Here is a 1,122-nt window from a genome sequence, read left to right as displayed (position 1 = left end):
GCTCCCGGGTCGGGGGGACGGGTCGAGCGCGGCTGAGCCCCCGACTCTAGCGATGACGCACCGCCGCGCAGGCACCCGTCCCCCGCCCTGTGGACGACCGCCCGCGTGTGCCGCGACCGGCGCGCCGACCTGTGCCGCGACCGGCCGCCGACCGGTGCGCGGGCCGAGGTTCCGCGGCACCCTCCGGCGCGAGTAAGGTTCGCCTCGCCTTACCGACGACTCCCTCCCCGGGGACCGCCGGCAGGGCGTGCACGTGCCGTCCACCACCACCCGCGCGGGAGCCGCCCGATGGTCGCGAACTACCTGATCGGCCTGCGCGAGGGCCTCGAGGCCGCCCTCGTCGTCAGCATCCTGATCGCCTACCTGGTGCGCACCTCGCGCCGCGACCTGCTGCCCGCCCTGTGGGCCGGCGTCGGCGTGGCGGTCGCGGTGTCGCTCGGGTTCGGCGCGCTGCTGACGTTCGGGCCGCAGGGCCTGTCGTTCACGGCGCAGGAGGCGATCGGCGGCTCCCTGTCGATCGTCGCGGTCGGCCTGGTGACCTGGATGATCTTCTGGATGGCCCGCACCGCCCGGCACCTCAAGGGCGACCTGCAGCACAAGCTCGACGACGCCGCCGCGGCCGGCCGCCGTGCGGTCGTGGTCATGGCCTGCCTGGCCGTCGGTCGCGAGGGCCTGGAGACGGCGCTGTTCCTGTGGGCGAGCGCCCAGGCGACCACCGGCACCGGCGCCCGCGGCGGCACCGCCGCCCCGCTGCTCGGGGCCGCGCTCGGCCTCGGCACCGCGGTGCTCGTCGCGTGGGCGCTGTACCGGGGCGTGCTGCGGCTGAACCTGCAGACCTTCTTCGCGTGGACCGGCGCGTTCCTGGTGCTCGTCGCCGCCGGGGTGCTGTCCTACGGCGTCCACGACCTCCAGGAGGCCGGCGTCCTGCCCGGGCTGAACTCCCTGGCCTTCGACGTCTCGGCCGCCGTCCCGCCGACCTCCTGGTACGGCACGCTGCTCAAGGGCGTCCTCAACTTCACGCCCGCGACGACCTGGCTCCAGGCGATCGCGTGGACCGCCTACGTGGTCCCGACCATGACCTTCTTCGTGCGGACCGCCTTCCGCCGCCCGCCCGCGCGCCCC

1 protein-coding gene is annotated in these 1,122 nt (G+C 75.6%); it reads left to right on the top strand.

Features of this window, described 5'->3' with window-relative positions:
* Nucleotides 1-288 precede the first annotated feature (288 nt).
* A partial coding sequence (efeU, locus tag G6556_RS18895) for an iron uptake transporter permease EfeU (protein ID WP_166944692.1) occupies nucleotides 289-1,122 on the top strand: 834 nt, incomplete at its 3' end.

Source organism: Cellulomonas sp. IC4_254 (assembly GCF_011603975.1).
GTDB lineage: Bacteria > Actinomycetota > Actinomycetes > Actinomycetales > Cellulomonadaceae > Cellulomonas.
This window is presented reverse-complemented; position numbering and strand designations above follow the sequence as displayed.